We start from the raw sequence: 24939 nt of genomic DNA on the forward strand, positions 1-24939 counted from the left end.
GGTTAGTATATATATGGAAACAACGATACAAGCACAGGTTCGCGAATTGCAGCAAATGGTTGAGCAGCATGATCGTTGCTCATTGAAATTAAACTGGGACATGTTGAGCGAGCGGCCGAGTGACGATACATATGATTATTTTGCCTGGGACGGCGCACAGTTCATCGGCTTTTTAGGTGTGTATGATTTTGGGAATAAGCTTGAAATGTGTGGAATGGTTCATCCGAACAATCGCCGCCAAGGGATTGGCAAACGTTTACTTAATCAAGCGCTTCTTGGTTGGGCTAATGTACCGCAGCGCAAGCTCTTGAACGTTCCTGAAGGGTCAAAGAGTGGGAGAGCATTTGTGAAAGCTTTAGAATGGTCCCTTGATTTCACGGAGTATGAAATGAGTTGTTCACAAATCGATGATTTAAGCAATGAAGACAAGGTTTTTTTGCGTAAAGCGAGTGAGGGTGATATCCCGTTTATTCTCGAAATGGATCAACAAGGGTTTGCTATGTCTTATGAAGAGGCGAAAAAATTATATACCGTCCATGAAAATGTATATGAGGGAACTTTTATCATTGAGAAGAGCGATCGTCTAATCGGGAAAATGAGGCTCGAGCACCTTGAGCATGAGACATGGTTATACGGATTCGTTATTGATCAAAAACAGCGTGGGCGCGGCTTAGGACGGGCAGCTTTGCAAGCCCTTGTTCAGCAGGAAGTCGAACAAGGCAGGCAAATTTGCTTAGAAGTCGTTGCTGAAAATGAGCAAGCCCTACGTTTGTACACGTCTGCAGGCTTCACGCAGTTTGGTGCTCAGCACTATTACTACAAAAGTGAAAATGATAACCAAAAATACAAAAAACCAGAAGCTTAAAGCCGCTGGTTTTTTATTTTGTAGTGAAAAACTGCTTGATATCGTCAATGACGGCCCGCCAAAGGGAAGAATCAGACGTGTAACGTTCGTTTATTTTCATAATCAGCTGCTTTTGTTTGTCGCTAAAGCTAGGGTCTTCTTTTGGAGGAAGAGAAGACATTTCAGCAACAACAAGTTTTTGAACATCTAAAGCCCTAGGCCCCCAAACAAATTGCTCTTCACCAGCACAATTGATAAAAATAAACTTAGGAATCGCACGAGACGTGCCATTTGTTAAATAGCGATCCATTAACTCAAGGTTCTCATCACGAATTAAAAAGCGCAACGTTATGTCACTTTCTTCAGCAATGCGTTGAAAAATAGGAATATTCAGCAACGCATCACCGCACCAATCTGCTGTTAAGACAATCCCTCTCCAACCTTTGCCTCTCATCTGTTGAAACACCATTTCATCCTCAGGTGTAAAAGATACGTGCTTATAAATCTGGTTCAGCGCGTCTTTATTGACACTCATTTCTTCAACGTACTTAGAAAAGGATGTACCTTTCTCATACCAATCTGTTAATTCCATGTTTGTCACTCCTTTCACTCTTCGTTCTATCTTAGGTGAAATGTGTCTAAAAGAATAGGTGAAAGGATGTGTTTTTGAGAAATTCTTCAAAAAAAGCTCAATAATGTGGTACTGTGTATTTATTAACAAACACAGCATATGGCGCTTTTTGTTGCGTAAATGGAGCGGGCGTCGTCTTTTAAGTGCTTTAATACTGAATAGAGATGTAGGAGGGTCACTGTGGGTTCACGAGTTATGCATGCAATTGTTGCGTTAGAGGTAGCTAGAAGAAGAAAAGAAACGGATCTGTCTACCTTTTTTGCTGGTGCACTTGCTCCGAGCGCTGCTTCAACTCTAAGGGAGAAGGAAGCCTTACATTTTTATGATCGTCACGGTGGAGAAGACACCAAGTTTATTTCATTCTCTTCATTTGCTAAGCGTTATATGGACATTAGCCGCCATCCTGAATTGAAAGGATACGCTACTCACCTTGTCACTGACCACATTTGGTTGACGCACCTCTATCATCCATGGTTACGAAATCAGACGTCAAAGATCAGTGAGCTAACGGACATGTACCATCGTGATTTTACGAGACTAAATCAGCCACTTCTACATCATTTTGCTCTAAGCGAGAGCTTAAATGACGTTTTAAAACAGCCGATTTTGACCATATTTAGTCATATCGATGAATTACAAATGCAATTAACATATCAAAGATTAGAAGAAGATTTACATAGAGAAGACGATACACAACTTGAAGTTTTGTCATGGGAAGGCATGCTAGATTATATTCATGTAAGCATTGAGCAGAGTATTGCTTATTTGCAAGGGCTTTGACTCTTAGGCGCCAACATTAGAATTTGTCCGGAAGGCTTCCATCGGGGCAGATTTTTGTTGTAGGCGTTTTTTCTATGTCAGGGACACTTTTATTGTCAAAGCTGCTGCATGGTCATAGTTAACCAAGAGGATTTAGCGGTACTGTCAAACCACATATTATTGCAAGAGTTTTTACATCAAGCTTATCAACTTGCTCATGTTCGTCATGGCTTGATAACATATGTCATTCTAAGTTAAAGAGATTGAATATTCTCTCTAAAAAAAGAGACAGTTAACGGATGATGGATGGGTGTGCTTGCCAATGGTTTATTTTAATAAATCATTCGAAAAGGTGATGATATATCTTTACAAACTGTTAACTTCAATTTAATATGAGCAAAATGTTGCAAATATATAATTTAATCGATCCTTAAAGAGCATGAATAAGCAATAATAAACAAAAATGTTGGGAGAGAGTAGAAAATAGACGGATTTATCATTAATTTGGGTGGAACAGTTTTCAGAGGCAATAACCTCATCGATGGGGTTTTCGAAACGATTTTTCATTTGAAAAAACTAGAAAAAAAAGTTGTGTTTTTAAGTAACAGGGGCAATATCTTAAGAAAAATGTGCTATAGCAAGTTGTGTCAAATGGGGCTAGATGTATCGGAAGAGAAGATTCTTCTTTCGTCTACTGTAGCAGCAAACGATTTGAAGGCTTATTTTGCTTCAAGTGCGGTCTGGGTTTTTGGGGAACAAGGACTGAAGGATGAACTGATTGAAGCTGAGGTAAGGATAGCGAGTCGTCCGGAGGAAGCGGACTGGTTACTAATTACTTTGCACGAGTCGGTCACTTATAAAGATTTGAATGATGCTTTTCGCGCTGTTAGGCACGGGGCGCGAATCATAGCAACAAATACGGATACGCATTTTCCTTCAGAAGATGGAGACTCAATTGATGTTGCTGGAATGATTGGCGCGGTCGTCGCTTCAACAGGAAAAGAAGTCGATGTAGTGATTGGAAAGCCATCTCACTACATGGTGGAAGCGGCATTGAAAGTGTTAGGGCAGTCACCTGAATCGTGTCTGGTCGTCGGAGACAGCTTAGCATCAGATATTTGTTTAGGAAAACGTTTTGGGATAAAGACAGCTCTTGTTTTATCGGGTTCAGTGCAGCTAGAAAATGTGAAACAGAGCAAGTGGCAGCCAGATTGGATTTGGAATTATTTGGGTGATTTGAATGAATATTTAACAACAGGATGGAAATGCCTATGACAGCAGTTTTAGAAAAAATAAAAAAAATAGTAGATGTAGACGCCATAAAAATTGAGGCTGGAGCTACTCGTTTAGCAAGTGAATATTTATTTGAACAAAATTATAAAAAAGTCATGATTGTTGCTGATGCTACAACATATTTGGCGGCTGGTGAAATGTTGCAGAACCACTTGGAAGGTATTGGGATCGGTGTTTGTGTAACAGAAATAAAGCCTAATGAACATGGAGATATCATCGCTAATGAAGCATCACTTATACAGCTGATCCTAGATGTTCAACTCTATGTTCCACAGGTGCTGATCGCTGTAGGTGGTGGAACGATACACGATATTACACGCTATGCTGCTTATACGACACAAAGACCTTTTATCTCCTACCCAACGGCGCCTTCCGTGGATGGGTTTAATTCTATCGGAGCTCCAATTTTGCTCAGAGGAAGAAAAACAACAATTCAAGCCGTTTGTCCCAGAGCCGTTTTTGCAGATCTTGAGGTATTGATGGAAGCTCCAAAAGAAATGGTTGCTGCAGGTTTTAGTGATATTCTTGGAAAATACACATCTTTATTTGATTGGAAGTTTGGACATTTGGTAGCGGGTGAACCGTACATGAAGGAAGCGGCGGAGATCACTTCTTTTGCGTTACAACAATGCGTAGATCAGGTAGATGACATCGCGGCGATGAAAGAGGAAGGGATACATACCTTAATGACCTCCTTAATTAATTCTGGTTTGGCCATGTTGCTTTTTGGTCGCTCCCACCCTGCCTCTGGTGCCGAACATCATCTCTCGCATTATTGGGAGGAAGAGTATATTCGCAAAGGTGAAAAGCAGTTGTTGCACGGGGCTAAAGTAGGAGTTGCCTGCATGGAAATTGCTAAATTGTATCATTTGATAGCAAAAGAAGGTCCTGAAACATGGAGTGGCATCGTTCGTAAATGTTGGGAAGATATTTATCAAGATATATTGATTATACCAACCGAAGAAAACCTTAGACATTTATTACTTAAAGTAGGCAATCCTACAACACCGGAAGAACTGACTCTTAGCCAGGAGTTATTTGAGAGAAGCTTGCGCGAAGCCCATTTGGTTCGACCGAAAAGATATACACTATTAAGAGCTTATAACGAGAAATTTTAAATTTACTTACTCTTAACGTAACCACAATACCTCATTGAAAAAATGTTTATATAATAACGAGCGTGAATAAGCAAATTCCAACAAAAAAAAGCAGTCGGAGGAGTCGGTGTTGTTAGCAGTTTGGGTATCATTGGGCCATGCTCTCAATCTGTTTTGCAAAGCATGGTTTTGTCTGCATAAGTGATTAGGAGGGAACGGAGATGTCATCAATTGAGTTTGCACAAGTGACGAAATCGTTTAATAAAAAAGCAGTCATTCAAGATTTGGATTTAAATATTGAGGATGGCAAGTTCACCGTACTGGTAGGTCCTTCGGGGTGTGGGAAAACGACGCTTCTTCGCATGATTGCGGGAATCGAGTCTCAGACATCTGGATCCGTTCTTATTGGAGGCAAAGATGTCACTCGTGTTGCTCCTGGTAAAAGGGGCGTGGCAATGGTTTTTCAGAATTATGCGATATATCCAACAATGTCAGTTCGCGACAATATTGAATTTGGCTTAAAGAATAATAAAATACCTAAGTCAGAACGAACACAGCTTGTAGAGAGTGTGAGTGCAACGGTTGGCCTGTATGAGTTTTTGGATCGCAAACCATCTACGCTCTCAGGTGGTCAGCGTCAGCGGGTGGCTTTGGCACGTGCGATGGTTAAAAAGCCTTCAGTATTTTTGATGGATGAGCCCCTATCTAATTTAGATGCTAAGCTTCGTGCACAGATGAGACTTGAGTTAATCGAGTTGCACAAAAAACTTGGAACAACTTTTGTTTACGTCACCCATGATCAAGTAGAAGCGATGTCGATGGCTGATACAGTGGTCCTCATGAATCAAGGCAAGATACAACAAGTGGCTCCACCAGAAATAATGTACCATACGCCAAACAATTTGTTTTCTGCTCAATTTATCGGAATGCCACCGATGAATGTCACTGACTTGCACGTCGATGATGTCAAATTCGGCTTTCGTCCGGAAAGCGCAGTGTTGTCCAGTGAACCAAGAGAATTTCATTATTCTGTGAAAGGGGTGATTGTCACTAGAGAAATGCTCGGCTCTGAAACGCTCTATCAAGTGAGAAGCAATGGTCATACTTTTATGGTCAAGAGTGCAGAAAATGTTTTTTCTGTAGATCAGGAAGTGTACTTAGGTGTTGATGCCTCGAAAATATATTTCTTTGCTGCTGATGAACAACGGATAGGTGGTGATCAAGCTCGGTATAAGGAGTACTTAGACGTGTTAAGGAGTGAAGAAACTTGCATAAAAAAAGCGCATGGGAAATTGCTCGTCCATACGTAATGATTACGCCCGCTATGGTTGGCATTATCCTGTTTGTGATTTACCCGGTGTTTTACTTGATGAATTTAAGTATGCATGACTACAACTTGCTTAATCCAGATCAGAGCAAATTTATTGGGCTGGAAAATTTCAAACAAGTTTTGACTCGTGGCGACTTTTATAATGCGTTGTCCAATACTGCGATTTATACTGCAGCCGTCGTTTTTATAACGATGGGGTTAGCTCTTATCGTGGCGATATGGCTTAACCAGAAATCTCGCTTTAATAGAGTTGTCCAAGCGGGAATGTTTACACCTCATATTATTTCTACCGTTTCAATTTCATTAGTGTGGATGTTAATGATGGAGCCAAATCACGGGCTACTAAACTTTGGCTTGACAACTTTAGGATTGCCTTCTTCTGCATGGTTACAAAGTTCAAGCACTTCTTTAATGTCAGTCATTATTGTAGCTGTGTGGGGAAACATCGGTTATTTTGCTTTAATCATTATTGCTGCTTTACAAGGCATTTCACCGAGTATTTATGAGGCAGCGGCGTTGGACAATGGTAAGCGAATGAGTGTGTTTACAAAGATTACCTTACCAATGATCTCACCGCAATTGTTCTTTATTCTTGTCATTATGACGATCGGTTCCTTTAAAGTATTTGAGACCGTTAATATTATGACAGGCGGTGGCCCAAACGATTCTACATCAACTCTTGTCTATTATATTTATGAATTTAGAACGAACAATATAGGTTATGCCTCAGCCACAGGAGTACTTTTGATGATCATTATTTCAGTGTTGACGATCATTTACTTCCGCTTGTTGGCTAAAAAAGTGCATTACCAATAAGTTATATGCTTTGGAGGGATTGGAGGCGCACTTGGAGATGAAGCCTTTGAAGAACATTATAGGCATCTTATTGAAAATAGCTATTTTGCTCATTTTTATCTTTCCATTTATATGGATGATCTCTACTTCATTACAGAGCTTTGAAGAGACAATGGCTTTTCCGCCTACGCTCATTCCAGAGTCGTTGCAGTGGGGAAATTTTGTAGACGCGATGACTTCCGGGCCATTTCACATTTATGGGATGAACTCCTTCATTATCACGTTCAGTATATTGGTCTTGCAAATGATCGTTATGATCCCGGCTGCTTATGCTTTTGCGAAATATCAATTCCGTGGAAAGAGAACTTTATTTAGTCTTGTTTTACTTGCATTTATGATTCCGGGGCAAGTCACTTTTATACCGGTTTATCTCATGATGGCGGAGTGGGGCTGGATTGATTCATTGTTGCCGCAGATTGTTCCGTTTATGTCGAATGCATTCGGGATTTTCCTCTTACGTCAATACTTTTTACAAATTCCCGAGGAAATCATCGAAGCCGCTCGCTTGGATAATGCTATGGAATCGAAAATAATTTGGAAAATAATGGTTCCCATGTCATTACCTGCCCTTGCCACAATCGCATTGTTTAGCTTTGTCGGCCATTGGAACGATTATTTCTGGCCTTTAGTCATGACTGATTCAATTGAAGTCCGCCCTCTTACATTAGGAATTGAAATGCTGAGGGAAACAGAAGGAATTAGTAATTGGCACATTATTATGGCAGGTAACGTCGTATTGGTTGTCCCTTTGCTTATCATGTACTTTTTCTGTTCTAAACATATCATTAAGGCGTTTATGTATTCAGGAATAAAATAACAACGATGAAAAACAGGAGGGAAATAGCGTGAACAATAAGTTTAAAAGACTCTTTCTGGCGATGACGATGTTGATACTTACCGTTGGTGTACTCGCAGCTTGCTCTGGTCAAAAAACAGAGGGATCTAGCGGAGAAGCAGCGCAAACGCAAGCTGAAGGTGCTGAGGGAAGCAAGGGAAAAACAACTGTAGAGTTTTGGCACTCTGCAGGTGGCAAAACTGGTGATTTCTTGAATGACGCCATTGAACGTTTTAACGAATCGCAGGATGAAATTGAAGTTGTTGGTACTTTTCAAGGCAGTTATGATGATAATGTGACAAAGCTCCAGCAAGGGGTTGCTGCAGGAACAGCCCCAGACGTTACGATGTTAGAGCGTGCTTACGTACAGATGTTTGCTGAATCAGACGTTTTAGAAGATTTACAGCCTCATATGGAAAAAACAAACTTAAATGTCGATGACTTTATACCTGGTTTAATGGGGCATTCAATTTTTAATGAGCAATTAGTATCTTTGCCGCTCAATCGTTCAACACCAATTCTTCATGTGAACAAAACAATGCTTGATGAACAAGGACTGGAAATTCCACAAACGTGGGCAGAGTTGAAAGATGTTGCGAATGCACTAGTCGTAGCAGAAAATGGTGAGTTTGAGCGTTATGGCTTAACGATGCCTTATGACACATGGTACCCAATTGCAATGATTACACAGGCGGAAGGTAAGTTTTTTAATGACGAGGGAACGTCAATCGGTTTTGACCAAGGCGAAGGAGTAAAGGTGTTTGAATTTTTGAAGGAACTGCAGAGTACAGGAGCATTATATTATCCACCTGCTAAAGACTCTGGAAATATTGCTAATCAGATGTTTGTTAGTGGTAAAGTAGGCTTAATGTTTCAATCTACTGGTGCCATTGGTGGTCTATTGGATAGCGCAGACTTTGACTATGTTACCGCTTTGTTGCCAAAGGACGAAGTGTATGCAGCTCCTACAGGAGGGGCAAACATCGCTATGATGAAGGATTCCAAAAATAAAGAAGCGGCTTGGGAATTTGTTGATTGGATGATGACAGATGCAGGTGGGTCACAACAATTTATTATTGATACGGGTTACCTCCCAATTACAGAGACAATGGCAAAATCACCGGAAGTACAAGCAGTGTGGGATGAGGAGCCTTTACGTAAGACCGGTTATGAACAACTTGAATATGCGATCGATACGAATAAACATGTTGCTTGGCCACAAGTGATGCAGGAATTTTTCAAGGCGATTGAAGCGATGATGTATGACGATGAACCCATTCAACCAACGCTTGATGCTTTCAAAAAAGAAGCAGAGAGGCTTTTGAATTCATAACAAAAGGATGAAGCTCAATGATTGAACAGCTTAAACATCATACTTCTATGATTTTGGCGGCTCACAGAGGATGGAAATCAGAGTATCCGGAAAATACGATCTTATCGTTCAAAAAAGCAATAGCGCTTGGAGCAGATATGTTGGAGTTTGATCTTCGACGTACAAAAGACGGGGTTGTCGTCGTAGTGCATGATAAAACAGTCGACCGTACAACAGACGGTTCTGGCAGCGTCGATCAATTCACTTTGAATGAGCTAAAACAGTTAGATGCCGGCGGTTGGTTTGCCAAAGAGTACGAGGGCTTAAAAATTCCTTCTTTGGAAGAAGTATGCGAGTTTCTTAAACAATACCCTAATGTGTTATTTAATGTTGAGATTAAGCCAGACCCAAGTGCTAAAGAAACAGCGGATGATGCGATAGCCATTTTAGGGGAGTATGGTTATCTGTCGCGTTGCGTCTTCACCTCTTTTGATGCAAATATATTGAGTTATATCTATGACGAATATCATTTGAAAACCCAAGGATTTCCCGCTAATCAGATGTTGCATTTCGTTCATGGGGACGAAGGTACGTATTCTAAGATGTGGGCAGCAGGAATCAGTATGGATTTACTGACACCAAAGCTCGTTCAAGAATTTGAAGAGCGAGACATCCTTGCTTGGTGTTATTGCCCAGATAGTGAACAGCAAGTCTATTATGCTCTTGGATGCGGTGTGAAATTGATGACTGTCAACAACCTCACACCAGCGCTGGAGATTCGCCGAATCATTCGAGATGAAGGATAATGAACGAAAGGGCGCTTCTTTTGGGCACATTCATGACCAAGTCTAAATAACAATTGAATCTACATCTTTCTCAGCTTTACGAATTAAAATAGGCACAGTTTTATTTCAATTGAAACCTAAGACAGACAAGTAGCTAATCAATAGACGGTTATTCATTTATCATCTGAATAATGGCAGTGAACGAACGTCTATAACGATTTTTCGGTTTACCATGAAAGAGGATAATATAACCAACATTTTTGGCTCAATTGGAACCAAAACATGTTGGTTTTCTTTAGTTCAACATCATTCTCAGTTTTTAGACTCTCTCTCATGAGAATAAACGTAAGTTATTTCCGGGGAAATTGTAGAAATAAGAAGAGAGGGTGCTATATTTCTTTGCTCCATGGATCAGAGAAAATGGAAACTTGTAGAAATTAGATGGAGATAAAGCTGTTAACTTTAGGTTAGGCATCATGTAGGGTAGTGAAAATCATGAAGTTTTTTGTCCATGCAAGAGATTGCTGTACACATCCATGGTATAATACCACACAAGAATGTACCCCTCGATCAATCAAGAAAAACCTCATTGTCTGAACTATGAGAAAGAAAGGGTTTATGCAAATGGAACGAAGTCTATCAATGGAGTTGGTTCGTGTTACAGAAGCGGCAGCTTTGTCTGCTGCGCGTTGGATGGGGACTGGGTTAAAAGACGAAGTGGATGGCGCTGCGACGAGTAGCATGCGGGATGTATTTGACACAGTACCAATGAAAGGAACCGTCATGATTGGCGAGGGAGAAATGGATGAAGCTCCGATGCTTTATATCGGGGAAAAACTAGGTACAGGCTACGGTCCGAGAGTAGATGTAGCCGTTGATCCAGTCGAAGGTACTGAGCTTGTAGCTACAGGAGCATGGAATGCGTTAGCTGTGCTTGCTGTGACGGATCATGGAAATATGCTTCATGCGCCAGATATGTACATGCAAAAGATCGCTGTTGGTCCAGAAGCAGTCGGTTTAATCGACATCAATGCGCCTGTAATCGACAACTTGCGTGCTGTAGCACGGGCCAAAAACAAAGATGTTGATGATCTCGTCGTTACGATTCTAGAACGAGAACGTCATGCAGAGCTGATCCAAGAAGTGCGGGATACCGGTGCGCGCATTAAGCTCATTGGTGCAGGGGATGTCGCTGCGGCAATTAATACAGCGTTTGATGACACGGGTGTCGATATTATGCTCGGATCTGGAGGCGCTCCTGAAGGTGTGATTGCTGCTGTAGCGATGAAATGCCTTGGTGGAGAAATGCAAGGAAAGCTGATGCCACAGACCGATGAGGAATGGCAACGCTGTAAAGGTATGGGGCTGGATGATCCTGAAAAGGTTTTGCTTATGGATGACCTCGTTCGTGGCGATGATGCTATATTTGCTGCGACAGGTATTACGGATGGCGAGCTTTTAAAAGGTGTCCAATATAAAGGAAGCAGTGGAACAACTCATTCTCTCGTCATGCGCGCTAAATCTGGAACGCTGCGTTTTATTGAAGGAAAGCATAGTTTGAAAAAGAAGCCTGACCTTGTCATTAAGCCATGATTTAACTAATAGTATACATTGACGAAGTGTTCATGTCGTTAGTCTAGCAATGATTGTGAAAGCGGGTACAAGCTGAGCCGGTTCACGAGTCGGCTCAGTTTTAAAACGGTATTGCGAAATAGCTTCTCCGTGACCACTTTATAATAGATATAAGTAAAAAGACGATCGTGCAAGTGTGATCTTTGAAGAAAAATGTTTAGAATAGGAACTTACTAGAGAAACGTGAAGCTGATCGCTGTGAAGAGAATCTTCTAAGTAAGGACATTGCTCCTGTACATCCATGAAAATGAAATCGATTTCGGCCAATTTATGGAGGTGTGAATATGAAAGAATGTGTTCTCCGAGTCAACGATCGTGATAATGTTGTTGTGGCGCTTGTTCCTATGGAAAAAGGCGCTTCATTCCAGATGGACGAACGAACATTTTCCATACAGGAAGACATCCCCGCAGGACATAAGATTGCCATTGATCAGATAGAAGCAGATGATGACATCATAAAATACGGTTATCCAATTGGCAAAGCGGAACAAGTGATTCAGGTAGGGCAGTGGGTACATTCCCACAATATGAAAACGAAGCTGGAAGGCACGTTGACATACGATTATACTCCTACTAGCACAAAGAAAGCGAAGACTAAGACGAGTGAACGAACGTTTATCGGATACCCGCGTCCGAATGGGGACGTTGGCGTTCGTAATGAAATTTGGATCATAAATACCGTCGGATGTATCAACAAAACGGCTGAACGTCTGGCGGCGATGGCTGATCGGAAAATGCGCGGCCAAGGGGTGGACGGCGTTTATCATTACGCCCACCTTTTTGGCTGTTCACAGCTTGGCGATGACCTGTTATACACACAAACCATTTTGAGTAACCTCGTCCATCACCCAAATGCAGCGGGGGTTCTCGTTTTAGGGCTTGGATGTGAAAACAACCATCTAAGTGCATTTAAGGATGTTCTCGGTGATATAGATGAGAGGCGGGTAAAATTTCTTGGCGTTCAAGACAGTGACGATGAATTTACCGAAGGGTTGGATCTGCTCGATGAACTTTGGGCGTATGCGCGCACCTTTGAACGTACGCCTGTTCCATTGTCCAAATTAAAGGTTGGCTTGAAGTGTGGTGGATCAGACGGCTTTTCCGGCATTACCGCGAACCCTTTGGTTGGTGCGTTGTCTGATGTATTAATTGAACATGGCGGGACGACTGCGCTCACCGAAGTACCAGAAATGTTTGGTGCTGAAACGATCCTCATGGAACGAGCGAAGGATGAACGAACATTTGATAACATCGTTACACTCATTAACGACTTTAAACAGTATTTTATTCGGCACGATCAGCCAGTATATGAAAATCCTTCGCCAGGAAATAAAGACGGCGGCATCACGACACTTGAGGAGAAATCCTTAGGCTGTGTGCAAAAAGGCGGTTTTTCTGAAGTCGTCGATGTCCTTCCATATGGTGGAAGGTTGAAGACGCCAGGGCTTAACCTATTGCAAGGACCAGGGAACGATCTTGTATCGGTCACCAATCTCGCTGCTTCAGGCGCTCACATTGTCATCTTTACGACTGGACGCGGCACACCTTTTGGGGGACCGGTGCCTACTGTTAAAATGTCGACCAATTCAGCACTTGCCGAGAAGAAAAAACATTGGATCGACTTTAATGCGGGGGTACTTTTAGACGGTCAGCCGGTCGAAAAGGTGACAAACGATTTGCTCGATTATCTCATTGCCTTGGCCTCCGGAGATGTTTTGGCGCGAAATGAAGAATATGGCTACAAAGAAATATCGATTTTTAAAGACGGCGTTATTTTATAATCGCCATGGAGGGATTGAATGATGCAATTAAATAAACAAGTGTATGAAACATTGAAACAAGAGCCTGTGCCGTCGTATCCAGAAAAAATCCTCCAATTTGGCGAAGGGAATTTTTTACGCGGTTTCACAGGCTGGATGGTTCAGAAGATGAACAAACAAGGCATTTTTCAAGGGCAGATTGTCGCCATACAGCCGACACCACATGGAAAAGTCGTGCCGAAGCTGAATGCGCAGGAAGGGCTGTATACATTCGTTCAAAAAGGGATGGATCAAGGGGAAACAGTCGACCAGGCAGAAGTGATCACAGCCATTTCCCGAGGGATTAACCCATACGAAGCGTGGCAGTCCGTCCTTGACGTTGCTGCTTCTCCCGACATCTGCGTCATATTTTCCAACACGACCGAAGCAGGCCTTGTTTATGAAAAAGAAGATATGGAGCCCGGGAAAGCGCCTTTGTCATTTCCTGGGAAGTTGACACTTGCACTAGAGCACCGCTTTCAGCAAGGTCTGTCGGGAGTGTTTATCATTCCTTGTGAGCTTGTTGAAGGGAATGGTGATTTATTGAAAGAAATCGTGTTAAAGAAGGCAGAAGATTGGGAGTTATCTGCCGGGTTTGTCGAATGGCTCCTTGTTCAAAACACATTTTGTAACACACTCGTTGACCGAATCGTTCCTGGTTTTCCAAAAGGGCAAGAAGAAGCGTATGAAAAAAGGCTAGGGTATCAAGACGATCTTATCGTGATTGGTGAACCGTATCATTTATTTGCGATTGATGATGATGAAAAGCGATTGGAGGATGTGCTGCCTTTAAAAGCAGCGGGCATCAACGTCCATTACGGAGACGTTCAGCCGTATCGTGACATGAAGGTGGCGCTTTTAAACGCCCCACACACGTCAATGTTTGCGTTAGCCTATCTTGCCGGTATTGATACCGTCGGGGAAGTGATGAACGATTCATTGCTGCGATCGTTTACTGAAGAGGCGATGTCTAAAGAACTGATTCCTGTCTTTAAGGCAGAAGCGACGGAAAAAGAAGCATTTGCCGTTGCCGTGTTGGAGCGCTTTGAAAATCCATTTACGAAACACAATCTTACCGACTTAGGGATGAATGCGACGCAAAAATGGCGGACAAGAGTACTGCCTTTATTTCATGCCTATGTGTCAAAATACGACGCAATTCCGCCGCTCCTGTCCTTGTCGCTCGCCGGATTGATCGCTTATGAAAAGCCGATCGCAAGAGAGGGCGCCTTCTTAAAAGGACAACGTGGCAGTGATACGTATCAAATTCGGGATAGCGACGCAGCGATCGATTTATTTGAGGAGCAATGGGGCTTATATGACCAAGGTGAACTGACCATTCGTGAGCTCGTTCAGGCGATTTTAGCGGCCAAAGAGCTATGGGGCATGTCGTTAGCTGATGTGGAAGGGTTATCTGAAACGGTCACTGCAGGACTGGAGGATATTAGAAGGTTAAAAGTGCGGGGAGCGATTGAGAAACGGCTGAAGAGCTGACAACGTGGATAAACCATGGAGAGGAGTCGTTACTGTGGATGGATGGAAATATGTCTGTTTTGAAGGTGTACCATGGTTAATGTTCAACCTGAATGAAGATCCCTATGAACAAGTGAATTTAGCTCACAATAGTTTATATAAAAAAGAAAGAAAAAAATAAATGATCTTTGAAAAAATGGATCATAGAAACAGAAGATGAATTTGTATTGCCAGAATACTAGTAAACCGGAGACAAGAGATTGATACGATGGTAAGTAAATAGACATAGAATTTCGGTTAAAATTCATACTGGCTAGTTTATTAGAGAAAGTATTCTTTAGATTGACAGAGTGAGAATCAATGACGATTTTCACTCTTTTTCTTTATATAAAAAGAAAAAGTTGCACGTAGTGGTTCAATTAAGATAAAATAAACCCGAGAAAGTAGATGGGATAACGTTAATTTAGCTTCTTTGTCTCAATAAGTCTTCTTTTTTGCAATTGTCTAGTTAACTTTGATATAACTTACATTGAGATTAATTTTCAATCACACGTTTGAATCGCAACCATATATAACAATATTGAGCGGTTCGTGTATACATAGTCAGTAAGAGGGGAGGAGTTTTTTTCGATGACAGATCATCAACAAACCTTTAAGGATGTCATGTCTAAATATCCGACGGGTGTAACCGTCGTGACCACTCAAGAAGAGGGGGGTTCACCGGTTGGTTTAACCGTTAATTCATTCGCTTCTGTTTCGATTGATCCGTTGCTCGTGCTCTGGTCAATCGATCACAATGTAAATTCCAGGCCGACTTTCTTACAGGCAAAGCGTTTTGCTATTCACGTGCTTGCCGAGGATCAGGAGGACGTCTGTTGGACATTTGCTAAAAAAGATATTGATCGCTTTGCCTCGTGCGCGTGGAATGTCTCTGAACATGGACTTCCGGTGCTCGAAGGTGCTGCCGCCGTATTCCAATGCGAAACGTATCAAGTCGTCGATGCTGGTGACCATAACATTCTCATCGGTCGTGTCATTGATATTCAGAACAATAAGAAGAATCCAATGCTGTATTATCACCGTGGTATCCGAAAAATGCCTGGTGAGTGGCATTCATAGAGGTTGAAGGACTTGAGTCGTTCTTTCCTCAGCCAAGCTCGAAATGTAATCGAGCAAAAATCCGAAGAGAAGCTCGGGTATGAGGTCATGATTGCCAAGTGTGAGGTCTTTTCCCAACAGTAAGATGGAGCGTATCTACACGTAGACGCGCTCCTTTTTTGGTGCGTTTCAGTCCATTGGCGCATTTGAAGGGCGAATGACGACTGCTGTATTTGGCTCTAATGATAGCTCAAGCGTACCCTCATGAAGCGAGCGGTTTTGATCGATGAGGACGAGCCCTTGATGTGTTATTTGATATATGCTGACTGAGTCGATATGTTCCCACTCTTCGGGAAGTGACCAAGTCTTCGTGTCATAGCCGTCCTTGCTATAGGCAATACATTCAATATCATCTTTCCAGAGGGCTGGAAGAATAAGGTTGGTTCCTTGCTGTAGCAAGCGACCATTTTGTCGAATCGTTTGATCGTAAAGGTGAACGGTCACTCCGTTTGAATAGGATATGACGCGACGCTCTGCTTCACCATCCAGTTTGATCCGCTGGAGCTGGTTTAAAAATTGGTAACGTAGAGTCGTGAGGCAGTATCTTTCTATAAATAACGCGTGCCACTGATCACGAAACGCCGTCCTTTCGTGGTCATAAAAAATATCTTCACCATGCATACTCGTACCAAATAAAAACGCTAAGTCAATCCGATGTGGAATGCCAGGCAATGTGTAATCACGAATTAATCCGCCACTTACGAGGGACGCTGGCCTTTCAAGGAAATGCTGTTCACGTGTTTGATCGAACCACCACGACCACGGCTGCAGCCCAATGAAAGGGTCATTTCGTAAATGCGAAAAATTTTCACTTGTGACATCAATCCTGCAATTCCGAAAATAACGGATTGTTTTACGCATGTAGCTCGATTGTTCTTCCTCGCTAATACCAAAGTATGGATTCATTCTTGGGAAATAAGCATCGATGTGGACTGTGCCGGCGTCGTCAAGCTGGAGAAGGTCGATGAGCTTATCTATGCGCTGTACCGCCAGTCCACTCTCCCATTCATGGTGATAGCATATTTGATAGGCAGGTCGGTTATTATAGTTGCCAATTTGCATCAATGAGCCATCTGAATGGTGCGCAATCGCATTGTTGGTGACATAGGTATCCCATAGGGGGCTGTCGTCGTAAGCGTCGGTCATATTCGTATGGACACTGATCGTCGTATTATATTTTTTCGCTTCCTTTGCAAGCCACAAATAGCTGTCCCGTGCACTGTTGTCTTCTGGTCGTTTTAACGCTGGGTTGACTTCATCCCATGCAGGATATTTGTCATCGTGTCCATTATATTGCCAGCCGACTAGATAGACGATTTTTGCGATGTGTCTTGTAAGTATGTCTGTTTCCTTGATCGTTTGGAGCGCGCGTTCAAATGTGCAAAATACGTTTGACCCGCCTGCACCGTCTGGTACTGACATGAGCAGCTTCATCGTCAAGGTGTTCGTATAATCGTGGATGTATGGTCGCTCTGGTGCGAGCGTTAAAGTCCAGTCGTATGGATCTCCCGAAATACGACGCCATTGATCATTATTTCCCTTTGAATTTTTGATGTTGATCACTCCTCTTGAATATATAGGTTCTTCATTTTTCTGTGGATTAAAAAGCAAACTTGGGGTGTCGGTCGCCAAACGGTGTTGACGACGATCACTGCTGAAGATTTTTCTCTTGAATATATGCAAGTAATTCCTCAAAGCCTTCTGCATTTCCTGTCGTTTCAGCAATATCATGTAGCGCATCGTAAAATTTTTGCTTATCCAGGTTATGCATATATTCGTATTCAAACCCACGTGCTGTATATACGGCAAAGCTCCAGATTGCCTCATGGTCACGCCTGCAAGCCCCTTTAGCAATCGCATCAAGAATTTTTAGCAATTCGACAGTGACGACGACATTTCCTCTTGCATAGTGACGAATGGAGGCAAAGCCGATATATAAATAATCCTCAAATTTTAGTTCCTGTAAAATCAGTCGAAGCTTTTCGAACGAATCATTTAAATAAGGACTGAAATTGACATTTTGCGAAATGTAAATGAGCAAGTCGCCGATTTCGTAAAATGTCCGGATCGCGGTACGTGGATCGTAGTTCCCAAGCGCACGGATGGCAATTTCCACGAATTTATTGAGACTAAATTCGATGTCTTGAATTTCCGTTCGATTTTTGCCAAAGCGGAAAAACGACAAATACTTAGCGCGGTCGATGTCTGTGTCACCCCAATATAATAAAAGCGGGTTCGTTCCAAAGACATAATTGCCAACGTTGTATTGAAGCTGGATGACTAGATTGTCTTGTTCCGCTTGTTTAAGAAGATCACGAAAATTGACGGTAATTAAGTAGCCGGATTGGTCGGCATATAACGTACGGGCATGATCGGTCTTCACGTGGTCAATCTGTGCATTTTCTTTGGTCACACGATACGGGTCTAGTTCTTGAAGCATGGACGTTTCGATAATGGATGTCGACTCTTCCTTCATGGAGCTTGTCATATTTGTAATCTGCAGCCAATTGACAATGTGGTTAATAAAAAGGACAAAAGCGCTTAAAGATAGCAAAGCAAGCAACGTCGCTGTTAAAGGAATTAAACTGTATTGGGTGTCGTCTCCATCTTCAACAAATAAAAGGCAAAGGAGGACAAATAAAAAGCTTCCTATAAAAATACCGAGCGTCCGCTGTGTAATGCGATGGAGCATGAAATTTTTTAAGATGCGCGGTGAAAACTGCGAAGAAAACGTCGTCAGGGCAGTTAGCACGCCATAAAACGTAAAGGACGTGAGTGACAGCAATCCACCGGTGAGTGTACTAAGCAGAGATTGTGTTAACGAAAAGCCCGAGCTTAATACGGAAGGCATGCTTTCCCCTGCTTTCATGACTAGGTCTGCCCAAGCAATGACACCAAATAAAAACAGTGACGATACTGAAAACAGGGCTGGCGTCATCCAAAGATTTGTAAATAGGAGCTGTTGTCGTTCGCGAGTTGACATTTTAATAAATGATACTATTTGATCGCGACATTTTTGAAAGTGTTGCATATAATCATCACCTCAATCATTTTTGAACGTACCCCGATCGTTAGTGAAAATAACCTCTTCAATGTGTTTGAATGTGTTTTAATAAAAGATGAAAAATTACGAAAATATAAATAGGATGTTTTCGTATACCCTATAAGGGTATAACGTGAATAGAGAGAGCGCTCAGCGCAAAATCTATTGGCGTAGGAGGGAACCGATGTGACAAAACAACATCATGGAAACCATTCACACCACAACCATCAAAGTGCAGATAAAACAGAACAAAAGGCAAATCGACGCACGGAGTCAATGAGCGACGAAAAACAAACCGGGCACGATCATCACCATAATGACCACCATTCCCAAAGTGGAGGACATCATGGAGGGCATGATCATAGCCATATGGTGTCAGATTTCAAACAACGTTTTTACATTTCAGTCGCTGTGACGATACCGATTTTGCTATTATCACCAATGATTCAGCAGTTTCTGAACATCGACTTGGCATTTCCATTCGATCAATACGTTTTATTTGCGCTAGCCACGTTCGTCTTCTTTTATGGGGGCTGGCCGTTTTTAAAAGGGATTATCGATGAAGTGAAAGATAAGAGTCCTGGCATGATGACACTCATTGGTCTCGCCATTATCGTTGCATACGGCTATAGCTCATTTGTTGTCTTTGGCTGGCCGGGGAAAGATTTTTTCTGGGAGCTGGCGACGCTCATTGACATTATGCTTCTCGGACATTGGATTGAAATGAAATCAGTCATGGGCGCTTCCAACGCCTTGCAAGAACTTGTCAAACTTATGCCAGACACAGCGCATCGGATTGGCGAGGATGGCAAAGATGAAGAAGTAAAAATTTCCGAATTAAAAGCAGGAGATCATGTGCTCGTCAAACCAGGAGAAAAGATGCCCGTGGACGGTGTCATTCTTGAAGGACAATCCGCAATTGACGAGTCGATGTTGACCGGAGAATCGGTCCCAGTCGAAAAAGCGAAAAACGACGAAGTGATCGGCGGTTCGATCAACAAAGAGGGCAGTTTGACGATTGAAGTGAAGCACACGGGAGAAGATACGTATTTATCCAATGTCATTACACTCGTTCAAGAAGCGCAAGAGTCAAAGTCAAAAGCTCAGGATTTAGCTAACCGGGCAGCGAAGTGGCTCTTTTACATCGCTTTAGCCGCAGGTTTTCTCACTTTATTTACGTGGCTTGGCCTCGGGTTCACATTTGATACATCGCTTGAGCGCATGGTAACGGTCATGATTATTGCCTGTCCGCACGCATTAGGATTAGCGGCGCCACTCGTGACTGCGGTGTCCACATCATTGTCCGCGAAAAAAGGGTTGCTCATCCGCAATCGGACGCCTTTTGAAAGCGCGCGAAAGCTTGATGCAGTGATTTTTGATAAAACGGGTACATTAACGAAAGGCGAATTCGGTGTGACCGATATTATTCCTGTTGAAGGTGAGGAAAACGAAGCCATTTTGCAATATGCCGCTAGCGTGGAGCAGCATTCAGAGCATCCGTTGGCGACAGGCATTTTAAACAAAGCGAAGGAAGAAGAGCTTGATCTTGAGCCCGTCGAAGATTTTTCTTCTATGACAGGGAAAGGCTTGCGCGGCCGTGTAGCGGGAAAGGATATTTTCGTCGTGAGCCCTGGCTACGTACGTGACGAAGGCATTGCTTACGATGAAGAGGCGTTTGACCGGATGGCCAGTGAAGGAAAGACAGTCGTATTCGTCCTCGTCCAAGGTGAGCTGGCAGGGATGATCGCACTGGCCGATATGATCCGCGACTCTGCAAAAGAAACGATCGCCACGTTGAAAGAGCGCAATATTGATTCAATTATGGTGACCGGTGACAACAAGCAGGTCGCCCACTGGGTAGCGAAGCAGCTGGACATGGATGAAGTGTACGCGGAAGTGCTGCCAGATCACAAGGCAGATCAAGTCAAATCGATTCAAGCGGACGGCCGTAAAGTCGCGATGACCGGAGACGGAGTCAACGACGCTCCGGCACTGGCGACAGCCGATCTTGGGATTGCGATCGGGAGCGGCACAGACGTTGCGGTCGAAACAGCGGACATCGTGCTCGTCAAAAGCAACCCGAAAGACATTTTGTCAATCATCGACCTGTCGCGCAACACGTATCGGAAAATGGTGCAAAACCTCTGGTGGGCAGCTGGCTACAACATTCTTGCCATACCACTGGCAGCAGGGATTCTCGCGCCGATCGGCATCGTGCTCAGTCCAGCAGTGGGTGCGGTGCTAATGAGTATTAGTACCGTCGTTGTAGCGATTAATGCACGGATGTTAACGGCGGATTAAGTGGGATGCGTTTTGTATGCACAAGCGAAGGTGTCGCTCGTATGTCCCGATGTCACCTTCGCTGTTGATCCGTCGCCCGTCCTTTCTTAAACTAATATTGCGTTTAAGTGGGCAAGCGTTCTTAAGCTAGTGCTAAAAAAGAAAAGGGAACTACACCTGAATAAACTAAACAAGCGCATGACATCAAGGTTTAAACATTTGATGTCATGCGCTCTTCATGTTTTTTACCCCCGAGGCTCATTGAAGCCCGCAGAATTGAGCGGATTTCTCTAGCGACGATTCGTTTGTGAGGTACTTTGTTCAGCGGTCGCCATATAAGGATTTCCTTGCATCCCGTGCCATAGGTCAGATTGCTCGAGATGATACGCTAAATTGAGTAAGCGATGCTCCTCCCCTTTTCCAGCCATCACTTGGACACCGAGTGGTAAGCCTTCGTCAGATAAGTGCAGCGGCAGAGACATAGCTGGCTGGCCGGTTAAATTGGCGAGTTGTGTAAATGGTGTGTACGTCAAGCTCGGCAGGAACATGTCGTAAACGAGCGCCAACTGCTCACTTTGCTTGGCAGTGCGCATTTGTTCACGGAGCTGTTCCTGTTCTTCGCGTGAACGGGTGAGCTCGCCGACCTTTGGTGCTGTCGCGGCGGTTGCCGGTGTGATGTAAAAGTCGTACGTCTCGTGAAAGTGGGCCATGTTTGCTGCAGCACGATCCCAGGCAGCCAGGCTCAGCGAATATTCTGCGGCTGTAATCTGTGTGCCTGCAGTATGGAGCATCCACGATTCGATTTCTAAATCGTATTCTGTAAGTTTACGGTCTGTTGCCTGTTCGATCCCGCGAACGACTGCATCCATTTCCCCGCAATTCATGACATAATAATGATTCATTAAGTCTACGCCGTCGATTGGCGCCGCCATGTCTTCAACGATGTGTCCTTGTTCCTCGAGCATGCAGCGGTTTTTAAAACGGCACGCTTCGCACATTCAGAAACGGGTGTGCCGACAGGAGACTCGGTGCTGTACGCAATCCGTAATTGTTTAGGGATCGGCTCTTTCATCGTCTCACGGTAAACACCAGGGTACAGCGGCGTTTGAAAAGCAGCGGCGGGCTGGATCGTTTGCGTCACATCAAGCAATGCCGCGCTGTCACGGACACTTTTTGCAAGGACAAAATCGATCGACGCCCCTTGCCACTGTCTGCCGACACCTGGACCGACCGGTGTACGGCCGCGCGTCGGTTTTAAGCCGAACAATCCGGTAAATGAAGCTGGAATGCGAATCGAGCCGCCACCGTCACTCGCTCCCGCTACCGGAACGATACCTGCGGCGATGGCTGCTGCTGCGCCGCCGCTCGACCCACCCGGAGAATAGTCAGTGTTCCACGGGTTGCGTGCCGGCCCATGCAGCCGCGGTTCGGTAATATTTTTCAAACCAAACTCCGGCGTATTCGTATGACCTAACGGCAAGAGTCCCGCTTGTAACAATGCATCTACGAAGGCGGCGTTTTTCTCTGCGATCATATGTTGAAAAAGCACCGAACCAGACGTCATGCGTTCGCCTTCGAGTTGATGAGACAAGTCTTTCAATAACGTCGGAACGCCGGCAAAAAGACCACTGGATGGGGACTCGTCCGCAGTGGCTAACGCCTTTTCTTTACGCTCATGGACGACGGCGTTCAGTTCGGGATTCACTTTTTCCATTTGCTCAATACTCAGTGTCAGCAACTCTTTCGGCGTCACTTCTTTCTGACGAACGAAATCGGCTAATTCGGTTGCGTCGGCTTGTACATACGTATGTAAATCCATGGAATCACCATATCTTTCATATTTTTCTAATTAAATCTATTCTATTATACTATACTGACAGATGAGAGGCGTCGTTCTCACCATATCATCTCACAGCTAAGAAGAAAAAAATTATCTCATTCGCTATTGACGCTTGATAAAGTCTTCTATAAAATGAATCCAATTTCATCCAACAAGGGGGCTTTTGTATGTTTATCCACCAGATTGATGAGAAGGTCGCTTTACGCCTGATCGAGCCACGAGACGCAGAATGTCTTTTCGCACTAACGGATGCGTCGCGTCCATATTTACGAGAATATTTACCATGGGTCGATCACACGAAAAAAGTGGACGATACAAAAGCTTTTGTCGATTCGTGTCGAAAGGGCTATGCAGAGAATAAGAGTTTAACAGCTGTCATCCAGTTTGAAGGCGAAGTCGCTGGCGTCGTAAGCTTTAATCAACTGGACTGGACGAACCGGACGGCTCATATCGGCTATTGGCTTGGTGAAGGCTATCAAGGAAACGGCTTAATGACGAAAGCGGTTCGGGCGTTAACGAATTACGCGCTTCGCGATTTAGGCTTTCGTAAAGCAGAGGTGCGCGCTGCGGTAGACAATCAAAAAAGCCGCGCCATTCCCGAGCGGCTCGGGTTTGTGAAAGAGGGGGGCATCCGCCAGGCGGAACGGCTCGGTGCCCGTTACGTCGATCATGTCGTCTATGGCATGCTGGATGAAGAATGGCAAGGGTAAAAATAGACGAAAAAAAGCTGCGGCATACGTTTAGCTCGCGGCTTTTTCTCTGTTGACTTCTTGTGCTGCGGGTGCAGGCTGTCGCGCATTGAGTAAGACGATGCCGACGATGACGAGAAAGAGGCCGAGGAGTTTAACGATCCCAAAGCTTTCTTGAAACAAAATGATTCCGATAAGCGCCGTCAGTGCTGTTCCGACACCAGACCATGTCGAATACGCCAACGACAAGGGAATGTAACGTAAAGCAAGGGACAGCATCGTAAACGCGACACCGAACCCGAGAAACACGCCGAGTGAAGGCCATAGTTTTGTAAAACCCTCCGACAGCTTCAGCATCGTCGAACCGAAGACTTCAAACCCGATCGCAATGGACATATAAATCACCGCTCGCATCAACTCACCCTTTCGCACTATTTAATACGATCAGACCGGCAACCAGAAAAAAAAGCCCCCATACATTTTTGGCAGAGAGCCGTTCTTGAAACCACCAGACGCCGATCATCACCGTTAAGATCGTTCCGACGCCACTCCACGTTGCATAAACAATCCCGAGCGGCAAGCTTTTTAAAGCGAAGGACAAAAAATAAAAGCAAAGGCCAAAGCCGAGAAAAAAACCGATCGTCGGCCGAATGTGACGTAACCCTTCAGACAGCTTCAGCATCGTCGAACCGAAGACTTCAAGCACAATCGCTAGACCGAGAAAGAGATAACTCATTACGCCTCGACCTCCATCATGTGTAAAATTCCTTCAATGACTTGTCGTGCTTCGTCTGCATCTGGCGGCGCCAAGGCAAACATATAGCTAAACCATAAGCCATCACAAGCAAAACGCAGCGTGAGCGCGAGGTGCGTCTGTCGAGATTCTTCTATTAAAAATTGCTGCCATTCCGCATACTGTTGCTGCCATAAAGAGATCAATGTATTTTGATTAGCCGCTGCTGCCAACAGCGCTAAGTTCATATTCAGCTCTTTCGGGTCCTCGAGGCTCACTAACGTCGCTTCCGCAAATGCTTTCGTAAACCGGTAAGGGTCATCATCTGCGAGCTTTTCAATCTCTTCATGAATGGTTTGATTCATAAACGACAGTGCCTTCCGGTTCATGCCTTCAATCAGTGCATCTTTCGAAGGGAAATGATACAAGAGCCCTCCTTTACTGACACCAGCCTCCAGTGCAACGGCATCAAGCGTCAGCTGATCAAGCCCTTGCTGGACAATCACTCGCGACGCTGCCTCAAGCAACTGTTCCTTTTTCGTCATGAGTGA

22 protein-coding genes and 1 pseudogene are annotated in these 24939 nt (G+C 43.8%); 16 read left to right on the plus strand and 7 right to left on the minus strand.

The annotated features are described in order from the left end of the window. Positions 1–13 precede the first annotated feature (13 nt). The gene (locus G4V62_RS09915) at positions 14–865 is read left to right on the plus strand and encodes a GNAT family N-acetyltransferase (protein ID WP_165201724.1); all 852 of its coding nucleotides are present in this window, start codon (positions 14–16) and stop codon (positions 863–865) included. A 13-nt stretch (positions 866–878) separates the two neighbouring features. On the opposite strand, the gene G4V62_RS09920 is transcribed toward G4V62_RS09915, so the two are convergent. Further along, positions 879–1436 carry a thioredoxin family protein gene (locus G4V62_RS09920; protein WP_212508734.1) on the minus strand — a complete coding sequence of 186 codons (558 nt, stop codon included), beginning with the start codon at positions 1434–1436 and terminating at the stop codon, positions 879–881. 219 nt (positions 1437–1655) lie between these two features. Between G4V62_RS09920 and G4V62_RS09925 the strand changes: the two genes are divergently transcribed. The 13 genes from G4V62_RS09925 to G4V62_RS09985 all read left to right on the plus strand — a co-directional run bounded on the left by G4V62_RS09925 (position 1656) and on the right by G4V62_RS09985 (position 15764). Further along, entirely contained in the window at positions 1656–2255 is a 600-nt protein-coding gene (locus tag G4V62_RS09925; protein ID WP_165201728.1) for a hypothetical protein, read from the plus strand. Positions 2256–2717: 462 nt separating this feature from the next. Then, a complete protein-coding gene (locus G4V62_RS09930; RefSeq protein WP_165201833.1) occupies positions 2718–3509 on the plus strand; it encodes an HAD-IIA family hydrolase in 792 nt (263 codons plus the stop codon). After that, the gene (locus G4V62_RS09935) at positions 3506–4645 is read left to right on the plus strand and encodes a sn-glycerol-1-phosphate dehydrogenase (protein WP_165201730.1); all 1140 of its coding nucleotides are present in this window, start codon (positions 3506–3508) and stop codon (positions 4643–4645) included. Before G4V62_RS09930 ends, G4V62_RS09935 begins: the two co-directional genes overlap by 4 nt. 200 nt (positions 4646–4845) lie before the next feature. Continuing rightward, the gene (locus tag G4V62_RS09940) at positions 4846–5934 is read left to right on the plus strand and encodes an ABC transporter ATP-binding protein (protein ID WP_165201732.1); all 1089 of its coding nucleotides are present in this window, start codon (positions 4846–4848) and stop codon (positions 5932–5934) included. After that, positions 5892–6770, plus strand: coding sequence for a carbohydrate ABC transporter permease (locus G4V62_RS09945; protein ID WP_165201734.1), 879 nt, complete (start codon positions 5892–5894; stop codon positions 6768–6770). Before G4V62_RS09940 ends, G4V62_RS09945 begins: the two co-directional genes overlap by 43 nt. Positions 6771–6807: 37 nt before the next feature. After that, positions 6808–7626: a carbohydrate ABC transporter permease gene (locus tag G4V62_RS09950; protein ID WP_165201736.1), complete on the plus strand. Its 819-nt coding sequence runs from the start codon at positions 6808–6810 to the stop codon at positions 7624–7626. A gap of 28 nt (positions 7627–7654) precedes the next feature. Then, on the plus strand, positions 7655–8977 hold the full coding sequence (locus G4V62_RS09955) for an ABC transporter substrate-binding protein (protein WP_312855476.1): 1323 nt from the start codon (positions 7655–7657) through the stop codon (positions 8975–8977). 17 nt (positions 8978–8994) lie between these two features. Continuing rightward, positions 8995–9762 carry a glycerophosphodiester phosphodiesterase family protein gene (locus tag G4V62_RS09960; RefSeq protein ID WP_165201738.1) on the plus strand — a complete coding sequence of 256 codons (768 nt, stop codon included), beginning with the start codon at positions 8995–8997 and terminating at the stop codon, positions 9760–9762. Positions 9763–10365: 603 nt separating this feature from the next. Beyond that, positions 10366–11334: a class II fructose-bisphosphatase gene (glpX, locus tag G4V62_RS09965; protein WP_165201740.1), complete on the plus strand. Its 969-nt coding sequence runs from the start codon at positions 10366–10368 to the stop codon at positions 11332–11334. A 323-nt stretch (positions 11335–11657) separates the two neighbouring features. After that, positions 11658–13154 carry a UxaA family hydrolase gene (locus tag G4V62_RS09970; RefSeq protein WP_165201742.1) on the plus strand — a complete coding sequence of 499 codons (1497 nt, stop codon included), beginning with the start codon at positions 11658–11660 and terminating at the stop codon, positions 13152–13154. A gap of 21 nt (positions 13155–13175) precedes the next feature. After that, on the plus strand, positions 13176–14666 hold the full coding sequence (locus G4V62_RS09975) for a tagaturonate reductase (protein ID WP_165201744.1): 1491 nt from the start codon (positions 13176–13178) through the stop codon (positions 14664–14666). Positions 14667–14670: 4 nt separating this feature from the next. After that, positions 14671–14826 (plus strand): hypothetical protein, encoded by a 156-nt coding sequence (locus tag G4V62_RS09980; RefSeq protein ID WP_165201746.1) that lies wholly within the window; start codon positions 14671–14673, stop codon positions 14824–14826. 449 nt (positions 14827–15275) lie between these two features. Next, positions 15276–15764, plus strand: a complete 489-nt coding sequence (locus G4V62_RS09985; RefSeq protein ID WP_165201748.1) for a flavin reductase family protein — start codon at positions 15276–15278, stop codon at positions 15762–15764. Between the two features lie 168 nt (positions 15765–15932). On the opposite strand, the gene G4V62_RS09990 is transcribed toward G4V62_RS09985, so the two are convergent. Beyond that, complete coding sequence (locus tag G4V62_RS09990; RefSeq protein ID WP_165201750.1) at positions 15933–17366, minus strand: endo-alpha-N-acetylgalactosaminidase family protein; 1434 nt, start codon at positions 17364–17366, stop codon at positions 15933–15935. Positions 17367–17451: 85 nt separating this feature from the next. Then, complete coding sequence (locus G4V62_RS09995; protein ID WP_165201752.1) at positions 17452–18834, minus strand: DUF2254 domain-containing protein; 1383 nt, start codon at positions 18832–18834, stop codon at positions 17452–17454. Between the two features lie 288 nt (positions 18835–19122). Here G4V62_RS09995 and G4V62_RS10000 point away from each other — a divergent pair, with 288 nt between their 5' ends. Continuing rightward, positions 19123–21147 carry a heavy metal translocating P-type ATPase gene (locus G4V62_RS10000; RefSeq protein WP_165201837.1) on the plus strand — a complete coding sequence of 675 codons (2025 nt, stop codon included), beginning with the start codon at positions 19123–19125 and terminating at the stop codon, positions 21145–21147. Positions 21148–21416: 269 nt separating this feature from the next. On the opposite strand, the pseudogene G4V62_RS19870 reads toward G4V62_RS10000, so the two are convergent. Further along, positions 21417–22945: pseudogene (locus G4V62_RS19870) on the minus strand (amidase). A gap of 188 nt (positions 22946–23133) precedes the next feature. Between G4V62_RS19870 and G4V62_RS10015 the strand changes: the two are divergent. After that, complete coding sequence (locus tag G4V62_RS10015) at positions 23134–23676, plus strand: GNAT family N-acetyltransferase (protein WP_165201758.1); 543 nt, start codon at positions 23134–23136, stop codon at positions 23674–23676. 30 nt (positions 23677–23706) lie between these two features. Here G4V62_RS10015 and G4V62_RS10020 read toward each other — a convergent pair whose 3' ends face one another. Genes G4V62_RS10020 through G4V62_RS10030 form a run of 3 tightly spaced genes read right to left on the minus strand, consistent with a single transcriptional unit; the run spans position 23707 to position 24933 of the window. Continuing rightward, positions 23707–24069, minus strand: a complete 363-nt coding sequence (locus G4V62_RS10020) for a DMT family transporter (protein WP_165201760.1) — start codon at positions 24067–24069, stop codon at positions 23707–23709. A gap of 4 nt (positions 24070–24073) precedes the next feature. Next, the gene (locus tag G4V62_RS10025; RefSeq protein ID WP_165201762.1) at positions 24074–24391 is read right to left on the minus strand and encodes a DMT family transporter; all 318 of its coding nucleotides are present in this window, start codon (positions 24389–24391) and stop codon (positions 24074–24076) included. Beyond that, a complete protein-coding gene (locus tag G4V62_RS10030; RefSeq protein ID WP_165201764.1) occupies positions 24391–24933 on the minus strand; it encodes a TetR/AcrR family transcriptional regulator in 543 nt (180 codons plus the stop codon). Before G4V62_RS10030 ends, G4V62_RS10025 begins: the two co-directional genes overlap by 1 nt. Positions 24934–24939 lie beyond the last annotated feature (6 nt).

The sequence above is a fragment of the Litoribacterium kuwaitense genome, from assembly GCF_011058155.1.
Taxonomy (GTDB): domain Bacteria; phylum Bacillota; class Bacilli; order Bacillales; family DSM-28697; genus Litoribacterium; species Litoribacterium kuwaitense.